We start from the raw sequence: 22,056 nt of genomic DNA, 5'->3' as shown, positions 1-22,056 counted from the left end.
CCATACCGAGCAAGCCGGCCCCCAAGACACCAATAAGGGTTTCCCCTCAGGTCGAGACGAACTCCACCTTGCCGGAGCTCAGCAGCGCCGCGGTCAGGCGGCCAGTGGCATAGGCGCCTGTGTCAACCGGCACGCGCCCCGCGTTCGGCCGCGCGTGGTCGGTGATGGTGTGTCCATGCACCACCCAGACGCCATCCGTCCGCGCCGTGGTCTCGAAACCGGGCGGCCCCCAGATCAGGTCCCGGGAACTCTGCGCCTCGAGCGGGCGCAGCGGGTCGGCGCCGGCATGGCAGATGAAGACATTGCCGGTCTGCCAGCTCAGCGGCAGCCCGCGCAGCCAGGTCTCGATCTCCGGGCCCATCGCCGCGCGCAGGCGATCCCGCAGCTTGATCCACTCCTCGTCGGGCGCCGTATGCGCCACCCCGGCCAGGCCGTAGCTCGCCAGCGTCTGCAGCCCGCCGTACTTGAACCAACGCGCGCCCGCGGTCTTGGGATCGTCGAGGAAGTCCAGCATCATCTGGTCGTGGTTGCCGCGCAGGCAGATCACCTGCTCGGTCCCGAGCCGCGCCTGCATCTGCTGCAGGCGGCGCAGCACCGCAGCGCTCTCGTCGCCCCGGTCGACGTAATCCCCCACCAGCACCAGCTTGGTCTCCGGCGACGAGCGCCCCTCGAGGCGGCCCAGCAGCTTGGCGAGCAGCGCGTCGCAGCCGTGCACGTCACCGATGACGATACATCTGTCGGCCGGGCGGAACGGGGCATCAAAGACGGGCGCGGGCGGCTTGCGGCGTTTGAACAGGAACTTCATGGGGGGTGAGGTAAAAGCAAAGGATTGCAGTGCCAAGGGACAATGCGGAACCTGACACAAGGTCAGGCAACCCGCGCCCCGAAAACCGCGCCTGGGGTGGTTTCGGGTGTCGTGTCGGAGATCGCGCGCGCCGACCAGGGCGCGCGCGTCAGGGCTCGGCTCAGGCGCCCAGTTCGGTCGCGGTGATCGAATAGGAGAAACTGCCCGGGTCGAGTTCGTCCTGCTCGACGCCGTCGATCTCGGCCTGCGGGTACATCAGGAAGCCCACTTCGTCGCGCGCCGAGCCCGGCAGCGCCACATCATGCGCGAAGTTGAGGCCGACCCAGTTGCCTTCCCAAGCGCCGAAGAGCGCCGCGCGGACCGCGCGCACCTTGGGATCGTCGAGCGCGAGGTTCTTCGGCGGCTCCTCGAGCATCACCTTGCGCACGTCTGCCGGATCGACCGGAACCCAACCGTAGTCGGACAGGAAGACCTCGGCGCGGCAGTGCTGCGCCTTGCTGACATCGGACGAGCCTGCGCCGAGGCTCTTGTAGCCAAAGGCCGAGGGCGCCACGCGCAGACCGTAGACATCGCGCGCCGGCAGGCCGGCGGCCCGGGCGAGCCCGACATAGAGCGCGTTGAGGTCGGCGCATTTGCCGGTCAGATCGCCCATTTCCAGCATCGCGGCGACGTCCCCGATGCCGCAGCCGCGGGTCTCGGGGTTGCGCTCGGTGCTCTCGACCACCCACTCGTAGATCGCCCGCGCCTTGTCGAGGTCGCTGTCCATCTCGGCGGTGATCATGTCGGCGGTCGCCTTGACGATGCCGTCCGTCGGGATGAGCCGCGTCGGCGCCGTGTAGAGCGCGCGGTCCGCGTCCGAGAGGGTCGCCCCCTGCCCCGGTGCGCCAAGGTCGATGGCGCGGTCGCGGGTCGACACCTCGGCGGCGATCTCCATCTCTGCGCTCTCCTGGCCGCCGGTCCAGACCGCGTGGACGAACTGCGCGCCGCTCTCGGCATCGGTCACCAGCTCGGCGCTGTCGGCATTGCCCGAGAAGCTCGGCGCCTCGGCCTGCATCCACTCCGCCTCGTTCACCGAGGGCACCGGGATCCAGGCCTGCACCGGCTTGCCGCCGGCCGGGATCGCGAGCCGGGTGGTCACCTCGAAGTGCCGCCATTCGGCGGGCGTCGGGCTGAAGGCAGCCCGCGCGCCGCGCGGCAACAGCGGCGACAGCGCAAGGGCCGCACCCGCCGTGATGAAATGTCTCCGATCCAGGGTCATCGAGTGTCTCCTTCGCATGGGGAACCGCCCTCCCGTCATTGCCGAGGCTGATAGCGCGGGCGCCCCCACATCTCAAGGCTCAAGCCCTCCACGCTGCGCAATTCATCCCCACCCCAGCGCCCCGCATCGGCGATGTAACGCAAAGCACGAAAAAATTTGACCAACTGCCGTTCTCCCGACGTCATTTGCGGTTTATCTGGAGCCATGGATGTCATTCTCGTCACCGCGGTCATCGCGTCACTCTTTCTCGTCATCGCCGCGGCCGAACCGCTGGCGGCCCGTCTCCGCCTGCCCTACAGCGCGATCCTCGCGCTACTCGGCACTTTCATCGGCGCCGCGGCGATCTTCCTCTTGCGTACCAACATCACCGATGCGCTCAATCCCGTGGCCGCGGCGATCATCAACTTCCCCATAAGGTCCAACGTCTTCCTCTATGTCTTCCTGCCGACGCTGCTGTTCCAGGCAACGCTCGGCATGAATCTGAGGCGGATGCTCGACGACTGGGTGCCGATCCTGGTACTGGCCATCGTCGCGGTGGTCGCCGCCACGCTCTTCGTCGGCCTGGCCCTGTCGTGGACCAGCTCGCTGCCGCTCATGGCCTGCTTCCTCGTCGGCGCGATCGTCTCGACAACCGACCCCTCGGCGGTGGTCGGCATCTTCCGCTCCATCGCCGCGCCACGCCGGCTGGTGCGCATCATCGAGGGCGAGAGCCTGCTCAACGACGCCGCCGCCATCGCGCTCTTCGGCCTCTTCATGGGCTTCGTGATGGAGGGCGTGCCGAACCCCACGCCGCTCGGCGCGCTCACGCAATTCCCGATGCTGCTCGGCGGCGGTGCGCTGGCCGGCTGGCTGGCGGCGCAGGGTGCCATCGGCGCCATGGCCCTGCTCGAACGCTACGAGAAGGCCCAGCTCTCGGTCTCCATCGCCCTGCCCTATCTTGCCTATATCGGCTCTGAACAGATCTTCGGCGCCTCCGGCGTCATCGCCGTGGTGGTCTCGGGTCTCACGCTCAACCTCGTCGGCCCCGGAAAGATCCCGCCCACCGCCTGGGCCAACCTCAAGGACGTCTGGGACATCCTCGCGCATTGGGCCGGGGCGCTGATCTTCATCCTCGCCGCGCTCTTGATTCCGCGGCTGCTCGAGGACACGAACTTCCGTGACTTCCTGCTGATCCTCGTGGTGGTCGCCGCCGCCATCGCCGCCCGCGGCGCGATCCTCTCCGGCCTGCTGCCGATCCTGCGCGTGCTGCGCCTCTCGCCGAAGATCGAACGCCCCTACCGCGTCGCCATCCTTTGGGGCGGGCTGCGCGGCGCGCTGACCCTCGCGCTGGCCCTTGCAGTGACCGAGAGCTTCCGCGTGCCGATCGAGGTCAAGCGCGTGGTCGGCATCCTTGCCACCGGCTTCACCCTCTTCACCCTTCTGGTGCAGGGCACCACGCTCACCTGGGTGATCAAGAAGCTTGGTCTCGACAAGCTCGCCCCGCTCGACCAGGCGCTCTCCAACCAGGTGGTCGCCGTGGCGCTGCAGTCCGTGCGCGAGCAGGTCTCCACCACCACCGACACCTACGGGCTCGACCGCGAGATCGTCCGCTCCGAGGCCAAGCGCTTCGGCACCCGCCTCAACAAGGCGGTCAAGGCCGCCGAGGAAGGCGACGAGATCCTCGACCGCGACCGCATCACCCTCGGGCTCATCGCGCTTGCCGGGGCCGAGCGCGACGCCACCACCGCGCGTATCCGCGAGCGCACCCTGTCGCTGCGCCTTGCGCAAAAGGCCCTGTCGGATTGCGACCAGCTGATCGAAGGCGCGCGCAGTGACGGCCGGACCGGCTACCAGCGCGCTGCCCGCGCCAGCGCCCGCTACGGCATGCCCTTCCGCACGGCGCTCTTCGCCCACAACCGGCTGCGCGTCTCTGGGCCCCTGGCGCGCATGACCGCCGACCGCTTCGACCTGCTGCTCTCGCAGCGGCAGATCCTGCGCGACCTCGAGGGGTTCATCGACGGCCGCATCCGCCGCATCCATGGCCGCCGCGTCGCCGACCTGCTGCGCGAGCTGCTCTCGCGCCGCCGCGAGGCCATCGAAACCTCGCTCGAGGGCCTGCGCCTTCAATATCCCGGCTACGCCGAGGAGCTCGAACGCCGCTTCATCCGCCGCACCGCGCTGCGGCTCGAAGAGGGCGAATACGACACGATGCACGACGATGGTCTGATCGGCGCCGAGCTCTACACCGCGCTCAAGCAGGACCTCGCCCGACGCCGTGCCATGGCCGAGGAGCGCCCGGCGCTCGATCTGTCGGTTCAGCGCGCCGAGCTGGTCCGCCAGTTCCCGCTCTTCGCCGATCTCGAGGAGAAGGAGATCCGCCCCCTCGCCCGCGCCCTGCGCACCCGCTATGCCGCGCCCGGTGATATCATCATCCGCCGCGACAGCAGCGCCCGTGCCGTGTGGTTCATCGCCTCCGGCGCGCTCGAGCAGCAGGTCGGCGGACAGAGCATCCGCCTCGGGCGCGGCGAGATGTGCGGCCAGCTTGCGCTGCTCATGCCCAAACGCCGCCGCTCCGAGGTCCGCGCCATCGCCCCCTCGACCCTGCTGCGCCTCGACGAGAGCCGCTTCAAGCGCCTGCTGAAACGCTCCGAGAAGCTGCGCGAGGCGGTCCGCCAGAGTGCCAAGCGCCGCGGCCTCGATGTGTCGGAGTTCCTGGGCGAGGCCCCGGAGATTTCGCAGGAGGCCTGAGCACTCCCCGATCGCCCCGAGCCACATGAATATGGCGCGCCTTGCCCCCAAGGCGCGCCATATTCACTACCAACTCATTGATAATATTTATTTAATTCACTACGGCGCGTCCAGAAGTCGCTCCAGCTCCAGCATGGCCGCCTCCATCAGCTCGCGCCCGACGCGCTTGCCCCGCACCCGGATCACCCAGCCCTGCGCATCCTCGCCGAGCTGCACCGTCAACCCCGAGGACAGTGCCTTGGCGGGCGCCGCGGCCTTCTTCGGCCGCCCGCCCTTCTTCGGGTCGGATGTCACGTCGACCCCGTCGAGCGCCGCCGCGATCAGCTCTGCCTCTTCTGCGGCCGTCTCCGGCACCCGCTCGGCCAGCGCCTCGCGCAGCCGCACCTCGGCGCCATCGCGCAGCGCCGCGGCGATGCGCAGCCCATCCTTTTCCTTGAGCAGGTCGGGGAAGGTCAGCATGTCCCCCAGCTCCTCGAAGATCAGCGCAAAGGAGCGGATCTTCGACCGCTTGGCCTTCGACGCCAGCGGGAACAGCGCGTTCACCGCCTCCTCGGCATTGACGAAGGCGCCCTGCTGCGCCGCGATCACCGCGATACGCCCGCGTTCGTAATGGCTCAGCGAGGCGCGGATCTCGTTCTCCTCGATCATCGCGGCAAAGGTGCCACCCATGGCCTCGGGATCGCGGATCACCGCCTTAATCTTTTGGTAACGACTGTCCTTGGTCAGTGCGTAGAGATCGCGGAAGGCCTTCAACCGCCGGTACCCAGAGAGCAGCCCGTAGCCGAACCCCTGCCCGTCTCCCGGCGTCGGGAACACCTCGATCGGCAGCCGCAGCCCGCCCTTGGCGATCGAGGCCTTCAGCTCCTCCATCTCCTCGGCGTCCAGCACCACCCGGTCGCGCACCAGTGCATCGGCGTTGATGTCGTCCACGGCCAGCTCGAGCATGACCAGCCCGCGCCCCTCGGCGTCGCGCAGCCGCTCGGCATCGGCCTTGTCCTTCGCCGCCTCGGCGCGCTGCTCCGCCGGCCGCGGGTCATGCAGCGTCGCCGCCTCGGCCGCCACCTGCGCGATCGGCGCCGACATGAGCCCCCGTGACGAGCTCTCCCGGTGGAATTCCTCCTCGTATCGGGTCAGGTCCTCCGCCGAGGGCGCCTCCAGCTTGCGTCTCTTTGCCATCAGACGGCCTCCCTCTCAGCCTGCTCCATCTGCGCGTCGCGCCACCATGTCCCGAGGATCACCTCCTTCACCTCCGCCCAGGTCCGGTCGAAGGTCTCGCGCCCGCGCACGTAGGTGTCGCGATTGAAGTCCCGGTAATCGGTCTCGTAAATCCCCGAGACCTGCTCCCCTGCCTGCCCGACCATCGCCGTCAGCTCCTGCCGGTAGGTAGTCATGAAGTCGCCGAAATAGGCTTGGATGACATTCGCCAGATCGGTCTGCTGCGCCGCGTCGAACCGCGTCACCAGCGCGCGAACCGCATCCCACTCGAACCGCATCTCCGGCAAGCCGTCCGCCCGCCGCACCCGGTTCTCCCCTTCCTCGATCGAGGCGAAGGTCGAGTAGATCATGTCGAAGAACCGCCCGGTCGAGTCGAACTCGAGGAAGGACGCCCCCAGCGGCACCAGCAGGATGTCGGCCGCCGACAGCGCATTGATCGTCAGGTAGCCAAGCGCCGGCGGGGTATCGAGCAGGATGATGTCATAGTCATCCAGCATCCCCCCCCTCTTCTAGCGCATTGGTCAACGCGTCCCAGAGCGGCCAGCTCAGCATCTGCATGCGCCAGACCGGCACCTGGAACTCGGCCCAATAAAGATTGAGCTGCGCGCCGATGAGATCGATGTTGGGCCAGTGGGTCTTCTGCACGAGGTTTCGTGGCGAAACCTCTAACGCGGCGGTCAGTGTCTCATCGAATTGGAAAGGTTTCTGCCCGGCCGCCTCGCGGACCTTGTTTTCTTGTTGCAGGTGACGCGCGTAGTCGCGCGCCAGCATCGGGAAGACAGTCTGCCATTCGTCCTCGACCTTGCCGCCCATGATCGAGGTCATCGAGCCCTGGCTGTCGAGGTCGATCACCAGCACCTTGTAGCCATCGAGCGCGGCCGACATCGCCAGATGCGCGCAGGTCGAGGTCTTGCCGACGCCGCCCTTGAAGTTGGCCACGGCGACAACCTTGGCCGGCAGACCCTCGGGGCGCCAGGCGCGGTACTCGCGGTCCTTGGCGCCTTCCTCGGCGAAATGGTCGCGCAGGCGCAGGACCTCTTCGAGGGTGAACCACTTCGACCCTCCCTCGCCTTCGCCCTGAGGCAGGTCGGGGTTCTGCCGCAGCACGCGGCGCAAGTGGGCGGGGTTCACCGGGATCAGGTAGCGGCAAACCTCCCAGGTCGAGAAGCGCCGCAACCGCTTGGCGCCGTCGGGCGCATAGCCGCGGCGGGCGAGATCATCGCGGCCGCGCATTGCGAAGGACGCCGCCTTTGCGAAGCGTGCCGTGTCGATCGGATCGGCCAGCTTGGCGGCCGCCTCGGCCGGGTCGATGTTGAAGTAGGGGGGAAGGTCTGCCTTCGGCGGAGTGCCGGGTTTATGTGCCATGTCGCCTCACCATGTTCGCTGTTCGCCGCGATATCCTCAGAACTATGGCACATGCTGGGGGCAGAGTGGAAGCGTCGGGGCGCTTATCCCTCTCTAAATATGGAAGATACCACGCAGACAGCCGGTTTGTTTGAGTTTCTTTGAGTCCTTTTAAGATCTTTAGGTTAATAAAAACCCAATAAATTCGCATGGATACCGCGGTATGGGTGCCTGCTTCCGGGCGGAAGGGTGCCTCGATACGGGGCTGAAGGCACCCGTTTGCGGGATCAAGGGCTCCGATTCTCGGGGCAGCCCAGGAAAGACGGCGCGTTAGAGCCTGTTTTCGTCGGATTAGGGTCTAGGCGCAACGAATCGGACTCGACGGGCGCAGCGCTGGTGAGTCGGTATCCCGGAAATGGATACCTTTCCGGGTACCCCGAGAAACTTAGGTACCCATGTGCAGGACGGGGCCGGAGGTGCCTTGAGGTGCCAGCGAAGTTCTTGCTTACGGATACCTTTTCGCGGATCATATGGACAACCCGGCCGCGGCGACTCGCTTTGCAGAGTCGTTTCCATAAGGCCGGGACGCATGAGGACCGGCAAGTGGGGCAAGACCCCGGGAAAGCGAGAGCAGAATGGACGATATCCCGCGCGACCGGCTGAGCGGCCCCCTGCGCCGCGGTGCAGTGAAGAAGCACGTGGCGGCGATCCATGTCTCGGGCAAGCTCACGCTGCTGCAGCGCAAACTGTCGAACGTGCTGCTGCTCAACGCCTATGACACGCTCACCTCGCAGTCCCGGCACCAGATCGATGCGCGGACGCTGAGCCTAATGATCGGCTACAATTCGAACGACATGGAGACCCTGAAACAGTCTCTGCGCGGCCTTGCAGAGACCGTGGCTGAATGGGACATGCTCGACGAGAAGGGCCAGCAGGAGTGGGGCGTTAGCTCGCTGCTCAGCTACGCCAAGCTCAAGGGGGGCATTTGCGAATATGCCTACTCGCCGGCGTTGGCCGAGAAACTGCACGACCCTAAGGTTTTTGCCCTGATCAATCTCAACATCCAGCGGCGTTTCACCTCGGGCCACGCGCTTGCACTCTACGAGAACTGCTACCGCTTCGTGCGCACCGGGTCGACCGGCTGGTGGTCGCTTGACCTGTTCCGGCGGCTGATGGGCGTCGCGGACAGCCCCTATTACGAGGTCTACAAGCAGCTCAACGCCAAGATCATCAAGCCCGCGGTGGCCGAGGTGAACAAGACCTCGAACATCATCCTGACGCCGGAGACCCGCAAGATGGGACGGACGGTGACCGAGATCCGCTTCCTGATCTCCGAGAACCCGCAGCTGGCGATCCTCGATCTCGATGATGGCGAGGGACTGCGCAATTCCGAGCTTTACGGGCGGTTGCGCGAGCTTGGCGTCTCGGACCGGCTTGCGCGGCAGTGGCTGGCAGAGCATGGCGAGGAATACGTCGCCGAGAAACTGGAGTATGTCGAAGGCCAAGAGGGGGTGAAGAACACCGTCGGCTACCTGACCAAGGCGCTGCGCGAGGATTTCGCCCGGGGCGAGCCGGTGAAGGCGCCGGAGGTTTCGCGGCGAAACCCTGCCAAACCGTCAACACTGCGGGCGCGGCGTTTGGAGCGGATTAGGGATCTTGCCGCGAGCCGCAAGCCGACCCAGCGGGACGCAGACAAGCTGCTGTTCATTGGCCGGCTCTCGGGCGCGGCACGGGATGATTTCGAACGGCATGGCTGGATGTCGGCGCTGAACGCCGAGGCCATCGTCGCCTTTTGGGAGGAGCTGTCTCCCGGCGCCTTCGACGGTCTCGCCGAGGACGCCGGGTCGGAATAGGCGCTCAGCGTGCGCCGTGGGCGAGCCGAGCCGCGGCCGGATCGCGGCGCAGGGCGAGCATGGAGAGGGCGCCGATCACCGGGCCGGGCAGCAGCATCAAGAAGGCCCAGTGCCAGCCGCCGATCAGGCTTGCGAAGATCGGCAGCAGCCAGATCGCCACGACGGTCAGGGCGAAGCCGATGCCGAGCTGCAGCGCGAGGGCGGTGCCGACAAAATGCGGCTCGGAAAGCTCGGTGACCGCGGCGGAAAACTGCGCGCTGTCGCCGATCACGCTGATGCCCCAGATAAGCGCGAGAACGGCGAGCAGCAGGGTCGGGCCCTCGAAGGCAAAGCCGATAAGCGCAGCACAGGCGCCGGAGACGATCATCATCCCGGCACAGGTCAGGCAGCGGCCGATGCGGTCCGACAGCCAACCGCCGAGCAGGCAGCCGATGACGCCGCTGGCGACCACCACGAAGCTCAGCATCGAGGCAGTGCCGAAGGGGAAGGGCGCGAGGCCGCTGTCCTGCGCCGCGGTGGCGAAGGCGAGGAACCAGGCCCACATGGCGTAAAGCTCCCACATGTGGCCGAAATAGCCGAGGTTGGCGAGCATCAGCGGGCGGCTCTTGAAGACCGCGATCGACTGGCGCGGGTCGAAGGCGGCGCGGCCGAACCCGTAGGGGCCTTCGCGCAAGGTACCCGCGAACAGGATGGCCGAGGCGAGGGCGGCGGCGGAGGTGCCCCAGACCACGGCCTGCCAGTTGATGCCGGTGGTCAGGGCGCGGATGAGGTGGGGCATCGACGAGCCGAGGGTCAGCGCGCCGATCAGGAAGCCGAGGGCCAGGCCGCGGCCGCGCGAGAACCAGGTGGACATGAGCTTGAGTGCCGGCGGGTAAACCCCGGCCAGCGCGATGCCGGTGACGAAACGGGCGAGGATCGCCGTGGTCGGGCCGGAGATCAGCAGGCTGGCATTGGCGAGTGCGGCGATCACCGCGGCGGCGGTCATCAGCCGCCTCATCGGCAGGATGTCGGGCAGGTTGACGAGGCTCGAGCCGACGGCGCCGACCACGAAGCCGAGCTGCACGGCATTGGTCAGCCAGGCGGCCTGCGTGGAGCTGAGCTGCCAGTCGGTGACCAGCTCGGGGATGATCGCGGTGGCCGAGAACCAGGTACAGAGCACGCCGACGACGCCGAGGCAGATCAGCGCCAGCATGGACCAGCGGCCCGGGGCAGGAGGGGGGAGGGCGGCGGTCTGGCGGCTCATGCGCGGGTCTTTCGTCTTGAGAGTGTTGCGCGGCACTCTGCCGGAGCGCCGGGTCGCGCGCAATCGCCGGGCGCAGATGCGAAGACACCCCGGACCTTGGGGCCGGGGTGTCTCTTCGTCGGTGGTGGGATCGGGGTCGCTCAGCGGCCGGTACGGTCCAGCACGGTCTTCGCGGTGAGCAGCAGCAGCCGGCTGTCGGTGGCGAAGGACTGCTCGCAGAGGTAGCGTACATCCATCTCGACGCGCTCGTCGTAGGTGACGTCGTTGCGGCCCGAGACCTGCCACAGCCCGGTGATCCCCGGCTTCATCAGCAGGTAGGCGGTGCGGTGCATGCCGTATTTGGTCATCTCGGCGCGGACCACCGGGCGGGGGCCGACGAAGCTCATCTCGCCGGTCAGCACGTTCCAGATCTGCGGCAGCTCGTCGAGGCTGGTCTCGCGCAGGAAACGGCCGAGGCGGGTGATGCGCGGATCGTTGGTCAGCTTGTGGTCGCGGGCCCATTCGGCGCGGGCGGCAGGGTTGCTGGCGAGATACTGCTGCAACTTCTGCTCGGCGTTGGGCACCATGGTGCGGATCTTCCAGCAGCGGAAGACCCTGCCGTTCTTGCCGATCCGGCGGTGGCCGAAGAAGCCGGGTCCGCCTTCGAGGCGGACCAACAGCCACAGGATCGCGATCACCGGGGCAAGAAGGGGCAGGAGCGCGAGGGCGAGAACTGTGTCCAAAATCGGCTTGGCGAATTGGCGATAAATGCCTTGCGCCTTTTTGCGGTAGAGACGGCGCTGCTCGCCGAGAAACCCGGCTTCTGCGGAATAAAATGCTGCGTCAAACACTGGTTAACCCCAAGAACTCTTCACTGTTATGCGACACAGTCCGGCCCGTCTGGACACTTGAACGGCGACAATCTGCGCTCTTGGCCACTCTGGGTGGCCTTGACCGCGTCCCAGGACACGAATTGGTCATATTCGGCTTGTTTATCCAGCTTTAATCACGAGTCAACCCAGAGAGTAAGGGTATATCCGAATGCACATCAATTCCGGGAAATTGGGTCGGCGGATGTTCGCTTTTTCAACGATTTAGTTAAGGAAAGATTAAGGCGACGCTTCTGCAAAGATCTTATGAAATAGGCCCAGGAATCCCGATGCGGGCGCGCGGGAATGCCTTTGCGTCCGGGTCAAAACGGCGCGGGGCAGGCAGAGCGGGCCGCCCGATCGGGGCGGCCCGGCCTTGGGTGAGAAGAAGGCGAGCTCAGGGCGCTTCGACAACGATGTCCGCGTCGGAGAGGGCGCCGTGCAGCCGGGCGAAGGTCTCGGAGGCGTCCATGGCCTCGCGCTTGCCCTGGCTGAGCAGCTTGTCGAGGGGCTCGGCGAGGTCGATGGCGGAATCGACCTCGGGGTCGCTGCCACGGCGGTAGGCTCCGATGCGGATCAGCTCTTCCATGTCGGCGTAGCGCGCGGCGGCGCGGCGGGCGGCCTTGTAGATCGCGTATTCGTCCGGGTGGTGGCAGTCGGGCAGCATCCGCGAGATCGAGCGCAGCAGGTTCACCGCCGGGAAGCGGCCCTGCTCGGCGATCTTGCGGTCGAGCACGATGTGCCCGTCCATGATGCCGCGCACCGCGTCGGCGATCGGGTCCTCCATGTCGCCGCCATCGACCAGCACAGTGTAGAGCGCGGTGATGTCGCCGGCTGCGCCCGAGCCGGGGCCGGCGCGTTCCATCATCCGCGGCAGCTCGGCGAAGGTGGTGGGCGGGTAGCCCTTGGCGGTGGGCGGCTCGCCCCCGGCAAGGCCGATCTCGCGCTGCGCCATGGCGAAGCGGGTGACGCTGTCGAGCAGCAGCAGGACCTGCTTGCCCTGGTCGCGGAAATGCTCGGCCACGGCGGTGGCGGTCCAGGCGGCCTGGCGGCGCATCAGCGGCGGCTCGTCGCCGGTGGAGACGACGACCACCGAGCGCGCCATGCCTTCCTCGCCGAGGTCTTCCTGAAGGAAGTCCTGCACCTCGCGGCCCCGCTCGCCGACGAGGCCGACAACGATCACATCGGCCTGCGCGCCGCGCGCGAGCATGGCCATCATTGTCGACTTGCCGACGCCGGAGCCGGCGAAGACCCCCATGCGCTGGCCGCGGCAGAGCGGGGTGAAGACGTCCATCACCTTGACCTTGGTGTTGAGCCGCTCGCCAACGCGGCGGCGCTCGAAGGCGGGCGGGGGCGCGGCGCGGATCTTGCGCGGCCTGTTGCCCTCGGGCAGGCGGCCCTTGCCGTCGAGCGGCTGGCCAAGCGCGTTCACCACCCGGCCGATCCAGGCGTCGTCGGGGCGGATTTCGTTGGCGCTGTGGCTGACCTGCACCGGATCGCCGGTGCGCACCCCGTCCCAGCTGCCGAAGGGAAGGAGGCGCGTGCCGCTTTCGTCGATCCCCACAACTTCCGCGAGAACCGGTCCCTCGCGGCCCTGCACGAGGCAATGCGCGCCGATGCCGACCGCGCGCTCGAGGCCCGAGACCGTCAGGACCAGCCCGAGCGCGGATTTCACCTCGCCGGTTATGCTTGACCTTTCAATGGTCCGTGTAAGACTTGAAAGCTCCGAAAACGCGGTGTGCATGGTCACTATCCATTGATGTGTCCGTTTTATTCATGCTATCCTTGTTTAAGCCGAAAGGGAACTCTTCATGAAACTTGATGGTATGTCCTTTTTCCAGTTGGCCTCCGAGCGCATGACGTGGCTCGGAGCGCGGCAGAGTGTGATTTCCGAGAACATCGCCAACGCGGATACGCCCAATTACAAGGCGCGCGAGGTGAACGATTTTGCCCAGGCGCTGGACGGTGCGCGCGAGATGAGCGGCCTTGCGGTGACCGACGCGCAGCACATCCAGAGCGGCAATACCACGCCCGACGGCGTGCGAATCGAGCGCGACGAGACCGCCTGGGAGGCCAGCCTCGACGGCAACACCGTGTCGGTCGAGCAGCAGACCATCAAGGCCGCGGAGGTGGCGGGCAGCTACCGCCTGGCGGCCGAACTGTATCGCAAGGGCCACAGCCTGCTGACCGTCGCGGTCACCGGCATTCGCTGAGGGAGCGCACCATGGATCCGCTGAAATCCATCCTGAACGTCGCCGCGAGCGGCATGCGCGCCCAGGGCGAGCGCCTGAAGGTCGTGTCGGAAAACGTCGCCAACGCCAGCTCCACCGGCAACACCGAGGGCGGCGAGCCCTATCGGCGCAAGGTGATCTCCTTCGAGGAGCTGGTGGACCGGGAGACCGGCGCCTCCATGGTCGGGGTCTCGGACGTGACCCGCGACGATGCCGATTTCGAATTGCGCTTCGACCCAGCACATCCGGCCGCCGACCAGGACGGCTTCGTGAAGGTGTCGAACGTGAAGACCATCCTCGAGCTGGCCAACATGCGCGAGGCCTCGCGCAGCTACCAGGCCAACCTGAACATGTTCGAGACCGGGCGCACCATGCGCACGCAGCTTCTCGACCTGCTGAAATAGGACTTTGACGTATGGCGGGACCTTCCTCGCTCCTTTCGCTGAATTCGGCCAGCGGCGCCTATCGCGCGTCGCGCGACATGGTGGCCGAGAAGATGCCGGCGATCGCGCCGGAGCAGGCCGAGCGACCCAGCTTCGCCGAGATGATCACCAAGGCGGGCGCCGACACGGTGCAGACCATCCGCGAGGCCGAGGCGGTCGCGCAGAACGGCATGCGCGGAGATGTCGACACGCAGCAGGTGGTGCTGGCCACGCTCGAGCTGGAAACCACGGTGAACACCGCGGTGGCGGTGCGCGACAAGCTGGTCGAGGCCTACCAGGAAATCATGCGCATGCCGGTCTGATCCGGCGAGTGGGGGCGGGGTGACCGAAGCCGATACGCATACGATCCTGTCGGAGGCCTTCCTGACCGTGCTCTACGCATCCGGCCCGATCATGGGGATCGCGCTGGTGATCGGGCTCGTGGTCGCCTTCTTCCAGGCGCTGACGCAGATCCAGGAGATGACGCTGACCTTCGTGCCGAAGATCGTGGCGATCTTCCTCGGGCTGCTGGCGTTCCTTCCGTTCATGTATGCCATGGTCAAGAAGCTGTCGGACACGGCGTTTGACCTGATCATCAGCGGGGGCTTCTGATGCGGGGGCTCGCGGTGATGCTGGTGGCGCTGCTGCTGATGACGGGGCAGGGGGCGCAGGCCGACTGGAGCGATTTCTACCGGCCGGCCGCGCGCGCGGTGGAGCCGGGTCCGGCGCTGCCGGCGCAGGCAGCCCCCTCGGGCGTCTGCATCCGCGAGATCCTGCGCGCGCAGCTGCGCCATCAGATCCCGGGCAACCTCCTGCTGGGCATCGGCCTGCAGGAATCGGGCATGATGCACGAGGGCGAGCTGACCATCTGGCCCTGGACCGCCAACGCCGAGGGCGACGGGCGCTATTTCACCAATCCTGAGACCGCCGCGAGCTGGGTGCGGGCGCGGCAGGCGGATGGGGTGGCCTCGGTCGACGTGGGCTGCATGCAGGTGAACCTGCGCTGGCATCCCGATGCCTTCATCTCGCTCGAGCATGGCTTCGACCCGGCGCGCAACGTCGATTATGCGGCGCGGCTGCTGGTGGGGCTCTACGAGCAGACCGGCGACTGGGTCGAGGCGGCGGGGCGCTACCATTCGGCGACGCCGGAGCACCAGCAGGCCTATCTCGGGCGGCTGAAGCAGAACGTCGCCATCGCCAATGATCGGCTGGATATCTTCCGCACGCTGGCGGCGGGGGCCGGGGGCGGGATCACTGCGCCGGTCGCCATGGTCGCCGCCGAGCCGCTGCCCGAGGGGCATTTCTGGACCAGCTGGCTGACCACGCGCAGCGGCGCCGCCGACGAGGGCGCGCGCAGTCTCTACGGGCGCGAGGTGATGCAACCCGTCCTGCCCGCCTTCCGAAAGATGTTCTGATGGCCCTGACCGATCCCTTCACCGCATCGCGCAAACGCCCCAGCCTGAAGGCCCGGGGGTTGGCCAACCGCGACGTCGCCTTCGCCATCGGCGTGACGCTGATCCTCGGCATGCTCTTCGTGCCGCTGCCGCCGGTGATCCTCGATCTCGGCCTCGCGGTGTCGCTTTCGGTCTCGGTGCTGATCCTGATGGTGGCGCTCTGGATCCCCAAGCCGCTGGAGTTCAACTCCTTCCCCTCGCTGCTGCTGATGGTCACCATGCTGCGGCTGTCGCTCAACGTCGCCTCGACCCGGCTGATCCTGTCGGAGGGGCACACCGGTCCCAGCGCCGCGGGCGGGGTGATCGAGGGCTTCTCGCGTTTCATCGTCGGCGGCAACTTCATCATCGGCATCGTGATCTTTGCCATCCTCGTGGTGATCAACTTCGTGGTGATCACCAAGGGTTCGACCCGGATCGCCGAGGTCTCGGCCCGCTTCTCGCTGGATTCGATGCCCGGCAAGCAGATGGCCATCGACGCCGATCTTGGCGCCGGGTTGATCGACGAGGAACAGGCCCGCTCGCGCCGCAAGGAGCTGGAGGATGAGAGCGGTTTCTTCGGGGCGATGGACGGTGCCAGCAAATTCGTCCGCGGCGACGCGGTGGCGGGGATCATCATCACGCTGATCAACGTCATCGGCGGCATGCTGATCGGCGTTGCGCAGCACGGGCTGTCGCTGTCGGAGGCGGCCAACTTCTACACCGTGCTGACCATCGGCGACGGGCTGGTGTCGCAGATTCCGGCATTGGTGGTCTCGCTGGCGGCGGGTCTCATCGTGACCAAGGGCGGCACCGAGGGCGCGGCCAACGAGGCGGTGCTTGGCCAGCTCTCGAAATTCCCCAAGGCACTGTTCATGGCCGCGGCGCTGCTTTTTGCCATCGGGCTGCTGCCGGGCTTTCCGTCGCTGGTCTTTGCCGCGCTTGCGGGGCTGATGATCTTCCTCGGGATCACCGTGCAGCGCGGCGCCGAGGAGGCCACCCGCAGTGCCGCCCGCGAGGAGGCGCAGCGGCAGAAGGCCGAGGCGGCACCCGCCGAGGACAGCATCAAGGAGACGCTGAAGCTCGACACGCTGCGGCTCGACCTGGGGCAGGCGCTGGTGCCGCTGATCTCCAGCCCCGACGCGGCGCTGGCGGGCAAGATCAAGAGCCTGCGCGGGCTGTTTGCGCGGGAGTTCGGCTTCGTGCTGCCGACGGTGCGGATCAAGGATGAGCCGATGCTGCCCTCGCAGAGCTACGCGCTCATGGTGCAGGGGGTCGAGGTGGCCCGCGGCGAGGTGCGCCCGACCGGCATGATGGTGGTCAACCCCGGCGACTGCGGGCTGCGCGGCGAAAAGGGCAAGGATCCGACCTTCGGCCTCGATGCGCTCTGGGTCGATCCCGAGACCGCCAAGATCGCCGAGGGCATGGGGCTGACCGTGGTCGACCCGGAAAGCGTGATCATCACCCATCTGACCGAGGTGGTGAAGGAACACCTGCCCGAGCTGATGACCTATGGCGCCACGCAGGATCTGATCGAGGGGCTCGATCGCGAGTACCAGAAGCTGGCCAAGGAGATCCCCGGCAACGCGCCGATGGTGCTGATCCAGCAGGTGCTGCAGGGGCTGCTGGCGGAGCGGGTTTCGGTGCGAAACCTGCCGCTGATCATCGAGGCCATCGCCGAGGCCAAGCGCAGCACCTCGAACGTCACGCAGATCACCGAGCAGGTGCGCCGCCGCCTTTCCAACCAGATCTGCAAGTCGATGATGGACGGCTCGGGCTTCATTTCCGTGATCACCATGGGTGCGGCCTGGGAGAAGGAATTCCTCGAGGCGCTGCGGGTCAGCGGCGACGAGCGCAACTTCGTCATGTCGCCGCAGCGGGTGCAGGATTTCGTGCTGCAGACCCGGCGCGAGATCCAGCAGTTTGCCGAGCGCGACGAATGGCCGGCGCTGCTGGTCAGCCCCGAGGTGCGCAGCTTCGTGCGCTCGATGCTGGAGCGGGTGAGCCCGATGACCACCGTGCTGTCGCACAACGAGATCCACCGCAAGGCGGCGCTGCGCACCGTCGCGACCATCGGCAAGTAGATGAACGTCTCGGCGCTGATCACCGTCGAGTTCCTTGGGGTGGCGCTGGTCTTTGCCCGGATCGGCGGCATCCTGATGTTCATGCCCGGTCTCGGTGAGGCGCTCTTCCCGGTGCGCCACCGGCTGGCCATGGCTCTGGTCCTGTCGCTGTCGCTCTACCCTCTGGCACCGCTGGGGCCGGTGGATTTCGACAATACCGCCGCCTTCCTCGGCATCCTCGCCATCGAGCTGACGCTCGGGGTGTGGATCGGTGTGAGCGCGCGGATCCTCCTGTCGGGGCTGCAGTTCGCCGGCTACCAGATCGGCACGATATCGGGGCTCGCCAACGCCTTCTCGCCGAGCCTCGGCTCCTTCGAAGGGGCCGATCTCATCTCGACCGCGTTGATGATGGCGGCGGTGGCGGTGATCTTTGCCACCGACCTGCACCACCTGATCATCGGCGCCATGGTGATGAGCTACGATGTCTTCCCGCCGGGACGGATCCTTACCGGCGATCTCGCACAGCAAATCGTCAAGGCGGTGAGCGCGAGCTTCTACATGGGGTTGTCGATCGCCGCGCCGTTCTTCGTCATGGGGCTGCTGCTCAATCTCGCGATGGGCCTGACCGCGCGGATGATGCCGACGCTGCCGGTGTTCTTCGTCGCCGGGCCGGTGCTGATCTTCTCGGGACTCCTGGTGTTGGTCATGGCCGCGCCGATGATGCTGCGCGAGTTTGCCGAGCGCTTCTCCGAGTGGCTCGGCCTCTTGGTGTTCTGAGGCACGGGACATGGCCGAGGGCGAGGACAAGGACAACAAGACCGAGGAGCCGACAGAGCGAAAGCTCCGAAAGGCCCGCGAGAAGGGGGACGTGCCGAGCTCCAAGGAGGTCGGCAATGTCACCGCCGTGCTCTCGCTCTTTGCGATCACCGCCTTTGTCATGCCCGGTGTCTCGGCGCCCTTTGCCGGGGTGCTGCGCGGGGTCTTCGAGACCGCGGGGCAGGTGAGCATCGGCGAGGACGTGCAGGGCATGCGCGATATCGGCGGGGTGAGCTGGGGCCTGCTGCGCGGGGTCGGCCTGCTGCTGGCACCGCTGCTGGCGCTGATGGTGCTGGGGGCGGTCGCCGGCGCGCTGCTGCAGGGCGACATCGTGGTGGCGGCGGAGCGGATCCGGCCGAAACTGTCGAAGATTTCTCCGATGTCGGGGTTCAAGAAGATCTACTCGCTCGCCGCCATGGTGGAGTTCGGCAAGAGCATGCTGAAGGTGCTGGTGGTCGGCGGGATCGGCCTCTGGATCACCTACCACGGGGTGCGCGAGCTGTGGCAGGTGCAGGGGCTGCTGCCCGAGATGGTGACGGATTTCGCCCGGCGCGCGGCCTCGCGCATGCTGATGGTGGTGCTGTCGATCCTCGTGGTGATCGCCGTGGCCGACGTGCTGTGGAAGCGTTTCGAGCACCGGCGCAAGCAGCGCATGTCGCTGCAGGAGATCAAGGACGAGCACAAGGACACCGAGGGCGACCCGCAGATCCGCGGCAAACGCATGCAGCTTCGCCGCGAGCGGGCGCGCCAGCGCATGGCGCAGGCGGTGCCGCGCGCGACGGTGGTGCTGACCAACCCGACGCATTTCGCGGTGGCGCTGAAATACGAGAGCGGCGTCGACATGGCACCGGTCTGCGTTGCCAAGGGCGCCGACCTTTTGGCCGCGCGCATCCGCGAGCTGGCGCGCGAGTCCGAGGTGCCGATCATCGAGAACAAGCCGCTGGCGCGGGCGCTGCACGACGTGGCCGAGATCGACAAGCAGATCCCCATCGAGCACTGGGAGGCCGTGGCGGCGATCATCGGCTATGTCATGGACATGCAGCGCAACATCCGGAGGCCGCTGCCGGAGGGCTCGAGCCTGCGGGAAGAGGACTAGGCCGGGGGCCTGTCCGCGCCCGGCTCGCGGCAGGCCAAACTCGCGACCGGCGCATGGTCGCGCAATCATCTAGCGCGGCGTGGAAATCCCTTGAAATCCGCGCTAGGGCAGGGGGGGCGCGGTGCGGCGATCCGATGCGGCACCGCGACTGTAGACCTTTGTATGCAGAACGGCTAAAGGGGGCGAAACCCCCAGGAAAGGCATCGCATCATGGCTGAGAACAACACTCCTGACATCGTTTACACCAAGGTCGACGAAGCGCCCGAGCTGGCCTCGGCCTCGCTGCTCCCGATCATCCGCAGCTTTGCCGCTGCCGCCGGTGTGTCGGTCGGCACCAAGGACATCTCGCTCGCGGGCCGTATCCTCGCGACCTTCCCGGAGGCGCTGACCGAAGCGCAGCGCCAGTCGGACGACCTGGCCTGGCTCGGCGAGTGGGTGAAGACCCCGGAAGCCAACGTCATCAAGCTGCCGAACATCTCGGCCTCGGTGCCGCAGCTGGTGGCCGCGATCAAGGAACTGCAGGGCCAGGGCTACGCGCTGCCCGACTACCCGGAGACCGCCTCGACGGATGAGGAGAAGGCGATCCAGGCCAAGTACGACGGCATCAAGGGGTCGGCCGTGAACCCGGTGCTGCGCGAGGGCAACTCGGACCGCCGCGCCGCCGCCGCGGTGAAGAAATTCGCACAGAACAACCCGCACCGCATGGGCGAGTGGACTGCCGAGAGCAAGACCCGTGTCGCCGCGATGGACGGTGGTGACTTCTTCTCGAACGAGGTCTCGGCGACGCTGGGCAAGGCCGCGACCGCGAAGATCGTGCTGGACACCGCCTCGGGCGAGAAAGTCCTGAAAGAGGGCGTTTCCTACCCGGCGGGCACCGTGGTCGATGCCACCTACATGAGCGCGGCGAAGCTCGACGCCTTCCTGGAAGACGAGATCGCGAAGACCAAGGAAGAGGGCACGCTCTTCTCGCTGCACATGAAGGCGACGATGATGAAGGTCTCGGACCCGATCATCTTCGGCCACGCGGTGAAGGCCTGGCTGAAGCCGGTGTTCGAGAAGTTCGGCGCCGAGCTGAAGGCGCTTGGCGTGAACCCGAACTCGGGCCTGGGCGACCTGCTGGCCCGCGTGAAGGACAACGCCGAAATCGTCGCCGCGATCGAGGAAGTGACCGCGTCGCGCCCGCCGATGTACATGGTGAACTCGGACAAGGGCATCACCAACCTGCACGTGCCGTCGGACGTGATCATCGACGCCTCGATGCCCGCGCTGATCCGCGCCGGTGGCAAGGGCTGGGGTCCGGACGGCGAGGAAGCGGACACCAACTGCGTGATCCCCGACAACTCCTATGCGCCGGTCTATGACGCGTCGATCGAGTTCTTCAAGGCGAACGGCAAGCTGAACCCGGCGACCGCCGGCACCGTGCAGAACATCGGCCTGATGGCGCAGAAGGCCGAGGAATACGGCTCGCACCCGACCACCTTCGAGATCCCCGAGGCGGGCACCGTCAAGATGATCCTCGACGATGGCACCGTGCTGCACAGCCATGCCGTGGAAGCGGGCGACATCTGGCGTTCGGCCTCGGCCCGCAAGGCGCCGATCGAGGACTGGGTGAACCTGGCCATCGACCGCCAGAAGGCGACCGGCTACCGCGCGATCTTCTGGCTCGACGCCTCCCGCGCGCATGATGCCGAGCTGATCGCCTACGTGAAGCCGATCCTCGAGGCGAAGGGCGTTGCCGACAAGTTCGAGATCATGGCGCCGCGCGAGGCCACCATCGCTTCGCTCGAGACCATCACCAAGGGCGAGAACACCATCGCGATCACCGGCAACGTGCTGCGCGACTACCTGACCGACCTCTTCCCGATCCTCGAGCTGGCCACCTCGGCCAAGATGCTCTCGATCGTGAAGCTGATGAACGGCGGCGGCCTCTTCGAGACCGGTGCCGGCGGTTCGGCTCCGAAGCACGTGCAGCAGCTGGTGGAAGAGAACCACCTGCGCTGGGACTCGCTGGGCGAGTTCTGCGCGCTTGGCGAAAGCTTCAAGTTCCTCGCCGACCAGAAGGGCAACGCCAAGGCGCGGGTGCTGGGCGACGCGGTGGATGCCGCGACGCAGGGCATCCTCGACCACGACCGTTCGCCCTCGCGCAAGGTGGGTGAGCCCGACAACCGCGACAGCCACTACTGGTTCGCCCGCTACTGGGCCGAGGCCCTGGCGGCGCAGTCGGAGGACGCCGAGCTGGCGGCACATTTCGCCCCCATCGCCAAGGCGCTGGCCGAAGGCGAAGCGGCGATCGTGGCCGAGCTGGCCGCGGCGCAGGGCAAGCCCGCCGATCTGGGCGGCTACTACCACGGCGACGCGGAGAAGACCGCTGCCGTGATGCGCCCCTCGGCAACGCTGAACGGCATTCTCGGCTGAGATCGCTTCGGCTGACGTGAAAGGCGCCCCCGGTCCGAAAGGCCGGGGGCGTTTTCGTTTGCGGAGGGTGCCCTTGGGGCCGCGGCTGTACTTATCAACCTTTTGTCCACAAGCCGACAGTTCGCCGTGGGCGGTCTCTGCGAGGGTATACCGCTGAGTGTGGCTGCTTAACGGTTACCTACCGCATGTGGTGGGTGTCCCCTATGATTTCGGTAAAACTCTAATAGTAACAGTATGTTAATCAATTCGAGCGCGAAGAAATCCGCTCGTTTGCAAGTGATTCTGCCTTG

General features: G+C 66.8%; 17 protein-coding genes and 1 pseudogene. 11 read left to right on the top strand and 7 right to left on the bottom strand.

The features are described 5' to 3' along the window. Positions 1 to 46 precede the first annotated feature (46 nt). Positions 47 to 805: a metallophosphoesterase family protein gene (locus tag CLG85_RS03440; RefSeq protein WP_095883597.1), complete on the bottom strand. Its 759-nt coding sequence runs from the start codon at positions 803 to 805 to the stop codon at positions 47 to 49. 160 nt (positions 806 to 965) lie between these two features. Beyond that, positions 966 to 2,063 carry a transglutaminase-like domain-containing protein gene (locus CLG85_RS03435; protein WP_176476678.1) on the bottom strand — a complete coding sequence of 366 codons (1,098 nt, stop codon included), beginning with the start codon at positions 2,061 to 2,063 and terminating at the stop codon, positions 966 to 968. 204 nt (positions 2,064 to 2,267) lie between these two features. Between CLG85_RS03435 and CLG85_RS03430 the strand changes: the two genes are divergently transcribed. Further along, positions 2,268 to 4,790, top strand: coding sequence for a cation:proton antiporter (locus CLG85_RS03430; RefSeq protein WP_095883596.1), 2,523 nt, complete (start codon positions 2,268 to 2,270; stop codon positions 4,788 to 4,790). A gap of 99 nt (positions 4,791 to 4,889) precedes the next feature. Here CLG85_RS03430 and CLG85_RS03425 read toward each other — a convergent pair whose 3' ends face one another. Beyond that, the gene (locus CLG85_RS03425; RefSeq protein WP_224918444.1) at positions 4,890 to 5,966 is read right to left on the bottom strand and encodes a ParB/RepB/Spo0J family partition protein; all 1,077 of its coding nucleotides are present in this window, start codon (positions 5,964 to 5,966) and stop codon (positions 4,890 to 4,892) included. Continuing rightward, positions 5,966 to 7,370: pseudogene (locus CLG85_RS03420) on the bottom strand (AAA family ATPase). The gene CLG85_RS03425 and the pseudogene CLG85_RS03420 overlap by 1 nt, the downstream one beginning before the upstream one ends. 614 nt (positions 7,371 to 7,984) lie before the next feature. On the opposite strand from CLG85_RS03420, the gene CLG85_RS03415 reads away from it, so the two are divergent. Continuing rightward, positions 7,985 to 9,202, top strand: coding sequence for a replication initiation protein (locus CLG85_RS03415; protein WP_095884065.1), 1,218 nt, complete (start codon positions 7,985 to 7,987; stop codon positions 9,200 to 9,202). 4 nt (positions 9,203 to 9,206) lie between these two features. On the opposite strand, the gene CLG85_RS03410 is transcribed toward CLG85_RS03415, so the two are convergent. The 3 genes from CLG85_RS03410 to fliI all read right to left on the bottom strand — a co-directional run bounded on the left by CLG85_RS03410 (position 9,207) and on the right by fliI (position 13,037). Next, on the bottom strand, positions 9,207 to 10,445 hold the full coding sequence (locus CLG85_RS03410; RefSeq protein ID WP_095884066.1) for an MFS transporter: 1,239 nt from the start codon (positions 10,443 to 10,445) through the stop codon (positions 9,207 to 9,209). A 140-nt stretch (positions 10,446 to 10,585) separates the two neighbouring features. Then, positions 10,586 to 11,194: a sugar transferase gene (locus CLG85_RS03405; protein ID WP_095884067.1), complete on the bottom strand. Its 609-nt coding sequence runs from the start codon at positions 11,192 to 11,194 to the stop codon at positions 10,586 to 10,588. Positions 11,195 to 11,690: 496 nt separating this feature from the next. Then, positions 11,691 to 13,037, bottom strand: a complete 1,347-nt coding sequence (fliI, locus tag CLG85_RS03400) for a flagellar protein export ATPase FliI (protein WP_260348429.1) — start codon at positions 13,035 to 13,037, stop codon at positions 11,691 to 11,693. Between the two features lie 67 nt (positions 13,038 to 13,104). On the opposite strand from fliI, the gene flgB reads away from it, so the two are divergent. The 9 genes from flgB (at position 13,105) to CLG85_RS03355 (ending at position 21,766) form a co-directional block, all read left to right on the top strand. Then, positions 13,105 to 13,506: a flagellar basal body rod protein FlgB gene (gene flgB / locus CLG85_RS03395; protein WP_095884452.1), complete on the top strand. Its 402-nt coding sequence runs from the start codon at positions 13,105 to 13,107 to the stop codon at positions 13,504 to 13,506. Between the two features lie 11 nt (positions 13,507 to 13,517). Next, on the top strand, positions 13,518 to 13,928 hold the full coding sequence (gene flgC / locus CLG85_RS03390) for a flagellar basal body rod protein FlgC (protein WP_095884451.1): 411 nt from the start codon (positions 13,518 to 13,520) through the stop codon (positions 13,926 to 13,928). An 11-nt stretch (positions 13,929 to 13,939) separates the two neighbouring features. Then, on the top strand, positions 13,940 to 14,269 hold the full coding sequence (gene fliE / locus CLG85_RS03385; RefSeq protein ID WP_095884450.1) for a flagellar hook-basal body complex protein FliE: 330 nt from the start codon (positions 13,940 to 13,942) through the stop codon (positions 14,267 to 14,269). A gap of 19 nt (positions 14,270 to 14,288) precedes the next feature. Then, positions 14,289 to 14,558: a flagellar biosynthetic protein FliQ gene (locus CLG85_RS03380; RefSeq protein WP_095884449.1), complete on the top strand. Its 270-nt coding sequence runs from the start codon at positions 14,289 to 14,291 to the stop codon at positions 14,556 to 14,558. After that, positions 14,558 to 15,361, top strand: coding sequence for a lytic transglycosylase domain-containing protein (locus tag CLG85_RS03375; RefSeq protein ID WP_260348428.1), 804 nt, complete (start codon positions 14,558 to 14,560; stop codon positions 15,359 to 15,361). Before CLG85_RS03380 ends, CLG85_RS03375 begins: the two co-directional genes overlap by 1 nt. Next, on the top strand, positions 15,361 to 17,460 hold the full coding sequence (flhA, locus tag CLG85_RS03370) for a flagellar biosynthesis protein FlhA (RefSeq protein WP_095882418.1): 2,100 nt from the start codon (positions 15,361 to 15,363) through the stop codon (positions 17,458 to 17,460). Before CLG85_RS03375 ends, flhA begins: the two co-directional genes overlap by 1 nt. After that, positions 17,461 to 18,216 (top strand): flagellar biosynthetic protein FliR, encoded by a 756-nt coding sequence (locus CLG85_RS03365; protein WP_095882419.1) that lies wholly within the window; start codon positions 17,461 to 17,463, stop codon positions 18,214 to 18,216. It begins immediately after the preceding gene. A 10-nt stretch (positions 18,217 to 18,226) separates the two neighbouring features. Further along, positions 18,227 to 19,351 carry a flagellar biosynthesis protein FlhB gene (flhB, locus tag CLG85_RS03360; RefSeq protein WP_095882420.1) on the top strand — a complete coding sequence of 375 codons (1,125 nt, stop codon included), beginning with the start codon at positions 18,227 to 18,229 and terminating at the stop codon, positions 19,349 to 19,351. Positions 19,352 to 19,561: 210 nt separating this feature from the next. Next, positions 19,562 to 21,766 (top strand): NADP-dependent isocitrate dehydrogenase, encoded by a 2,205-nt coding sequence (locus CLG85_RS03355; protein ID WP_095882421.1) that lies wholly within the window; start codon positions 19,562 to 19,564, stop codon positions 21,764 to 21,766. Positions 21,767 to 22,056: the final 290 nt, after the last annotated feature.

It is taken from the genome of Alloyangia mangrovi (assembly GCF_002300555.2).
In the GTDB taxonomy this organism is placed as follows: domain Bacteria; phylum Pseudomonadota; class Alphaproteobacteria; order Rhodobacterales; family Rhodobacteraceae; genus Salipiger; species Salipiger mangrovi.
This window is presented reverse-complemented; position numbering and strand designations above follow the sequence as displayed.